Here is a 6,000-nt window from a genome sequence, read left to right as displayed (position 1 = left end):
CAGCAAGCTGCCCAGCCGGCGCCGGCTGCCGCCGGGGGCGACCCGGCGCAGCGGCTGCAGCAGCTCAAGGATCTGCTGGACAAAGGCCTGATCACGGCCGCCGACTACGATTCGGCCAAGGCCGAAGTGCTGAAGAAACTCACCAGCTAAGGCTCCATGCAGCAGGTTCTGTGTCCGCAGTGCGGCGCTCCAGTCAAGTTCACGTCCGCGGCATCCGTCATGGCGGTCTGCGGCGCCTGCCGCAGCACTTTGCTGAAGGACGCCGACTCGGTCAAACGCATCGGCGAGGCCGCCGACGTCCTGGAGGACTACTCGCCCTTGTGCCTGGGCGCGGCCGGCACCCATGAGGGCAAGCGCTTTGACCTTATCGGCCGCATCCAGTTGCGCTACGAGGAAGGCTTCTGGAACGAGTGGTACCTGTGGTTCGAGGACGGTTCCGACGGCTGGCTGTCGGACGCCTCGGGCCAGTACGCCGTAACCCGGCGGCGCAAGGTCAAGTCCACCCAGGGCATGCCGGCGTTCGACGACATTTCGCCCGGCGACGAACTGAAGCTGGACGGCCAGCGCTTCACGGCTGCCGATGTGCGGGCCTGCCAGGCGGGCGGCACACAAGGCGAACTGCCCTTCGTGCCGGGCGCGGGCTGGCTGGCCAAGGTGGCGGATTACCGCAGCCTGGACGCGTTCCTGACACTGGATTTTTCCGACGGGTCCGAGCCAGAGCTGTACATCGGCAAGGCCTTCGACCTGTCCGCCATGCAGGCGGCATCCTTGCGGACCAACGAGCAGGTCGAGGAGACCGCTGGCCGCTTCCGCGGACAGATCAAGGCGCTGGACTGCCCGAACTGCGGCGGGCCGATAAGCTTCGTGGCAGCCATGGCCACCCAAGTGGTCTGCCCCTCGTGCTCGGCCGCGGTCGATTGTTCGGGACCGACTGCCGAAGTCATCGAGAAGGCCCGCAAGGTCCAGGCCATCAAGACCACGCTGTCGCTGGGCGCGGTGGCCAAGATCGATGGCGCTTCCTACACGCTCATCGGCTTGATGAAGTGCGCCGATCCGGATCCCGAGGAACCGTCCGATTGGATCGAATACCTGCTGTTCAATCCGGTGAAAGGGTTCATCTGGCTGGTGGAAACGGACGAGGGCTGGGAGCGCGTGCAGGTGTGCGACACCTGGCCCAGCCTCAACAATGCCAGCAGCGTGCGCTGGCGCTCCAAGCTTTATCAGAAGCTGTACGACTACACCTCGCGCGTGGAACTGGCGCTGGGCGCGTTCAACTGGCGCGTCAAGGTCGGCGACAGCACCAAGATTACCGACTACAAGGCCGGCAACCTGAAGCTGACTCGCGAACTGAGCGAGTCCGAACTGGGCTGGTCGGCCTCGGGTCCGGTGGCGCCGGCGCAACTGGCCGAATGGTTCGGCAACCCTGAACTCGCCAAGCAGAAGGCCCTGCCCTTGAGCGGCAAGGGCAGGGGATACCGCAAATGGGCCTGGACGGCCATGATTGCGATGGGGTTCCTGAATCTGGGCAATATTTTCAGCGGACGCATCATCCCGATCCTGATCGGCCTGGCGTTCCTCTGGATCCCCGCAGCGCTGGCGGACAAACTATCAGGCAAGGACGAATAGCAAGATGGGCAAGCTCATGTATGCCATCTACGCGGTCGTGGTCGTGCTGGCCACCACGGGGGCAAGTTCGCCCGGCGCCCGCATCAGCAGCGGCGGCGGCAGTACCAGTAGCAGCAGCTGGGGCAGCAGCTCGTCCGGCGGATCGGGCTGGTCCTCGGGCGGATCCCATAAGTGACCCCGCATGCCACACCTGGCCGCCACGTACTGGCGGACTTCCGCGGCGTGCCGGCGGATCGTCTGACTGACGCGCAAGCGCTGGAGCGTGACCTGATCGCCGCGGCCCAGGCGGCGGGCGCCCATGTGCTGAGCGCGCACTTCCATCATTTCGGCGACGGCGCCGGTGTGACCGGCGTGGTCTTGTTGAGCGAATCCCACATCAGCATCCATACCTGGCCCGAACATGCGTTCGCGGCGCTGGATATTTTCATGTGCGGCACGGCCCGGCCCGAACTGGCGCTGGAACACCTGCGGGCGCGACTGGCGCCCGAGGCCGTGCATGCGACCACGGTGGCGCGGGGCTGAGACCCGCGCCCGGTCCGGCGGGCTGAATCCCCGGCCGCCACTCCTTGATATTGCTCAACGCCACCCCGGGAAGCCAAATTGACTAGCGTTATATACCTATATATATTTCGTTACTGACTTAGCGATTTCCCTGGGAGAAGATCATGTTCCGCAAACGTCCGATCGTGGCGCTGTCCTTGGCGCTGGCCGCCGCATGGAGCGTCAATGCCAACGCCGGCGACCTGGTGGTGTCGGCCGCCGCCAGCCTGACCAACGCCTTCAAGGAAGTCGCTCAAGGCTACGAAAAAGAGCACGCCGGCACCAAGGTCATCCTGAACTTCGGCGCGTCCGACGTGCTGCTGCAGCAGATCGTCAAGGGCGCGCCGGCCGACGTGTTCGCCTCGGCCGACCAGAAGGCCATGGACAAGGCAGTTGAAGAAAAGGCCGTCAAGGCGGCGTCCCGGGTGGACTTCGCCGCCAACCAGGTGGTGCTGATCGTCCCGGCCGACAGCAAGGCCAACATCACCGCGCTCAAGGACCTGACCCGCGACGACGTCAAGCGCATCGCCTACGGCAACCCGGCATCGGTGCCGGTGGGCCGCTACACCCAGGGCGCGCTGGAGGCGGCCGGCCTGTGGAAGGAAGTGCAGGCCAAGAGCGTGCTGGCCCAGAACGTGCGCCAGAGCCTGGACTACGTGGCGCGCGGCGAGGTCGACGCCGGCTTCGTGTTCGCGACCGACGCAGCCATCATGGCGGACAAGGTCAAGGTTGCGGTGCGCGTGCCTTCGCAGACGCCGGTGACCTATCCCATCGCCGTCACCACCCGCGAAGCGGCCGCCAAGGAAGCCGAAAGTTTCGTCGCCTATGTGCTGTCTCCCGCGGGTCAGGCGATACTGTCGCGCTACGGCTTCCAGAAGCCCTGATACCTGTTGAATCGTAGGCATTGATGAGTGATCCGGTTTGGGTGCCGCTGCTGCTTTCCCTGAAAGTGGCAGGCTGGGCCACGTTGTTGGCAACCGTGGCCGGCACGGCCGCGGCCTATGGCCTGTCGCGCTGGCGCTGGCCGGGACGCGACCTGTTGGACGCGCTGCTGACCTTGCCGCTGGTGTTGCCGCCCACCGTGCTGGGCTATTACCTGCTGGTGCTGCTGGGGCGCCGCGGCATCATCGGCGAGACGCTGGCGGGCTGGGGCATCGAGCTGGTCTTCACCTGGCAGGGCGCGGTGATCGCGGCCTCCGTGGTGGCCTTCCCGCTGGTGTTCAAATCGGCCCGCGCCGCCTTCGAGAACGTCGACAGCCAGCTGGAAAGCGCGGCGCGCGTGCTCGGCGTGTGTGAGGCGGGGGTGTTCTTCCGCGTCACCCTGCCTTTGGCCGCGCGCGGCATCGCCGCTGGCGTGCTGCTGGCGTTCGCGCGGGCGCTGGGCGAATTCGGCGCCACCCTGATGATTGCCGGCAACCTGCCGGGGCGCACGCAAACCCTGTCCGTCGCCATCTACGAGGCGGTGCAGGCGGGCGACGACGCCACCGCCAACATGCTGGTGCTGGTCACCTCGGTGACCTGCGTGGTGGTCTTGCTGCTGGCCGGCAAGCTGGTGCCCGTCAGCGGCCGGCGCAACGGGAGCGCGCTATGAGCGTCAGCATCCAGGTGCGCAAGCAGATGGTGTCCGGCGACCGGCGCTTTGCGCTGGACGTGGCATTCGATTCCTCGGCCAAGCGCATCGCGCTGTTCGGTCCGTCGGGGGCGGGCAAGAGCCTGACCCTGCGCGCGGTGGCTGGCCTGCTGCGGCCCGATTCGGGCCGCATCGAGATCAACGGCCGCGTGCTGTTCGATTCCAATGCCGGCGTCAGCCTGCCCGCGCAGTCGCGCCGCGTCGCTTACCTGTTCCAGGACTACGCCCTGTTTCCCCACCTGACCGTGGCGCAGAACATTGCTTTCGGCCTGCGGCGCGGTTGGCGCAATCCGCCCAGGCGCGAGGTCGGGCCCGAGGCGCAGCGCTGGGTGGACGCGTTCGAACTGGGCTCCATCGTGGGCAGCTATCCCAGCGAAATCTCGGGCGGGCAGAAGCAGCGGGTAGCCTTGGCGCGAGCCCTGATGCTGCGGCCGGACATCCTGTTGCTGGACGAACCCTTTTCAGCGCTGGACTCGCAACTGCGCGGCAAGATGCGGTCGGAGCTCAACGCCTTGCAGCGCCAGCTGGACGTACCCATGCTCCTGATCACGCACGACCCGGCCGACGTGGACGCGCTGGCCGACGAAGTATTCGAAGTGCGCGAGGGCAGGGTGCGGCGCCACGATGAGGACGTGGGCGTCTGAGAGATCAGTCCAGCACGCCAAGTATCACGCTGGAAGCCTTGAAGATCGCCACCGCGTCGGCGCCTATGTCCAAGGCCAGATCCTGCGCGCTTTCATTGGTGACGATGGCCGCCAGCGTCACGCCGCCGTCCAGTCCGATCAGGATCTCGCTGTTGACGGCGCCCGGGCGCAGGGCGGTGATCTTGCCCGGCAGTTGATTGCGCGCCGACAGGCGCAGGCCGGGGCCAGGCGCGCCCACGATGACCGACGACGCCTTGACCAGCGCGATCGCCTCCTTGCCCATCGCCAATCCCAGTTCCTGCGTGCTTTCGCGGGTGATGGTGGCCGTTATGGTCAGGCCGCCCGCGATGCGCAGCACGATTTCGTCGTTGACGGCGCCGGCGCGGATCTGGATGACGGTGCCTAGCAGTTTGTTGCGTGCGCTGGTCTTTAGCATGAAACGCCTCATGAGGTCGATGTCGCCGCTGGCGGTCATGCCAGCGCGGGTCAGGTTTTCCATGAACTTGCGGTGTTCGGCTTCCAGGGCGCGGAAGGTGCCTATCAGGCCGCGCGCGCGGTCCGTCAGGCGCGTGCCGCCGCCGCCCTTGCCGCCGGCGGCCCGGATGACCAAAGGCTCGCCCGCCAGGTTGTTCATGGCGTCGATCGCGTCCCAAGCTCCCTTGTAGCTCATGCCCACGGCGCGCGCGGCGGCCGTGATCGAACCGGTGGCATCTATTTGCGCCAGCAGGTCTATGCGGTTTTTTCCGCCCCAGGTCTGGGCGCCGGAGCGAAACCAAATCGAGCCGTCGAGTTCCAACATCTGTGTCGTGCCGTGGTCAGGGTATGGGACGGTTCAAAGTGTAATGGACGGCGGCGGTTGGCGCCTCGTGGCGGGAGGGATGAGAATGAGATGCTGTTGAAATTTTGCGGGCTTCGCGGCACTATGTCCAGGCATCGGGCTCTCGGAGAAAACGACATGAAAGCGTTCAAATTGCTGGCTGCGGGTTCCATGACGGCTCTGTTGGCGGCTTGCGCCTCGGGGCCCACCGTCAAGAGCGACTATGACCACCAGGCGAATTTCGCCCAGTACCGAACGTTCGGGTACATGGCGCCGCTGGGCACGGACAAAGCGGGCTACAGCAGCTTGCTGACCGAGCGCCTCAAGAACGCCACGCGTGGCCAGATGGAAATGCGCGGCTATACCTATAGCGCTTCCAATCCCGACCTGTTGGTCAATTTCAGCGCCAAGCTGCAGCAGAAGGTGCAAGTCACCCCCGCCGCGCCGCCCATGGGGCCCTACTACGGTTATCGCACCGGCTTCTACGGCGGCTGGCCCGGTTACGGCTGGGGCGATGACGTCTACCAATATACTGAGGGCACCTTGAATATCGACCTCGTCGACGCGCGCCGCAGGCAATTGGTGTGGGAAGGCGTGGCGGTGGGCGAGGTCCAGCCCGATGCGAGCGCCTCGGCCGAGAACACGGACAAGGTGGTTGCACAGATATTCTCCAAGTATCCGTTCCGCGCGGGCGTGGCCGCGCCGCAATTGCCAGACAAAAGCAAGTAGGGTGGCCCGCCAGC

General features: G+C 65.9%; 9 protein-coding genes. 8 read left to right on the top strand and 1 reads right to left on the bottom strand.

Features of this window, described 5'->3' with window-relative positions; translation table 11 throughout:
• The 7 genes from WBB14_RS32870 to WBB14_RS32840 all read left to right on the top strand — a co-directional run.
• Window positions 1–150 (top strand): SHOCT domain-containing protein (locus WBB14_RS32870; RefSeq protein WP_424243475.1); only part of this gene is annotated, 150 nt, incomplete at its 5' end.
• Window positions 151–156: 6 nt separating this feature from the next.
• A complete protein-coding gene (locus tag WBB14_RS32865; RefSeq protein WP_424243474.1) occupies window positions 157–1,626 on the top strand; it encodes a DUF4178 domain-containing protein in 1,470 nt (489 codons plus the stop codon).
• Between the two features lie 4 nt (window positions 1,627–1,630).
• Window positions 1,631–1,801 carry a hypothetical protein gene (locus WBB14_RS32860; protein ID WP_424243473.1) on the top strand — a complete coding sequence of 57 codons (171 nt, stop codon included), beginning with the start codon at window positions 1,631–1,633 and terminating at the stop codon, window positions 1,799–1,801.
• On the top strand, window positions 1,798–2,148 hold the full coding sequence (gene speD, locus WBB14_RS32855) for an adenosylmethionine decarboxylase (protein ID WP_424243472.1): 351 nt from the start codon (window positions 1,798–1,800) through the stop codon (window positions 2,146–2,148). The genes WBB14_RS32860 and speD overlap by 4 nt, the downstream gene beginning before the upstream one ends.
• 143 nt (window positions 2,149–2,291) lie before the next feature.
• The gene (modA, locus tag WBB14_RS32850) at window positions 2,292–3,050 is read left to right on the top strand and encodes a molybdate ABC transporter substrate-binding protein (RefSeq protein WP_424243471.1); all 759 of its coding nucleotides are present in this window, start codon (window positions 2,292–2,294) and stop codon (window positions 3,048–3,050) included.
• A 23-nt stretch (window positions 3,051–3,073) separates the two neighbouring features.
• Window positions 3,074–3,757, top strand: coding sequence for a molybdate ABC transporter permease subunit (modB, locus tag WBB14_RS32845; RefSeq protein ID WP_332013056.1), 684 nt, complete (start codon window positions 3,074–3,076; stop codon window positions 3,755–3,757).
• Window positions 3,754–4,440, top strand: coding sequence for an ATP-binding cassette domain-containing protein (locus WBB14_RS32840; RefSeq protein WP_332013057.1), 687 nt, complete (start codon window positions 3,754–3,756; stop codon window positions 4,438–4,440). The genes modB and WBB14_RS32840 overlap by 4 nt, the downstream gene beginning before the upstream one ends.
• Window positions 4,441–4,444: 4 nt before the next feature.
• On the opposite strand, the gene WBB14_RS32835 is transcribed toward WBB14_RS32840, so the two are convergent.
• Window positions 4,445–5,239, bottom strand: coding sequence for a TOBE domain-containing protein (locus tag WBB14_RS32835; protein WP_424243470.1), 795 nt, complete (start codon window positions 5,237–5,239; stop codon window positions 4,445–4,447).
• A 156-nt stretch (window positions 5,240–5,395) separates the two neighbouring features.
• Here WBB14_RS32835 and WBB14_RS32830 point away from each other — a divergent pair, with 156 nt between their 5' ends.
• Entirely contained in the window at window positions 5,396–5,986 is a 591-nt protein-coding gene (locus WBB14_RS32830; RefSeq protein WP_424243469.1) for a DUF4136 domain-containing protein, read from the top strand.
• The last annotated feature ends 14 nt before the right edge of the window (window positions 5,987–6,000 follow it).

Source organism: Achromobacter sp., from assembly GCF_049647645.1.
Lineage (GTDB): Bacteria > Pseudomonadota > Gammaproteobacteria > Burkholderiales > Burkholderiaceae_B > Achromobacter.
This window is presented reverse-complemented; position numbering and strand designations above follow the sequence as displayed.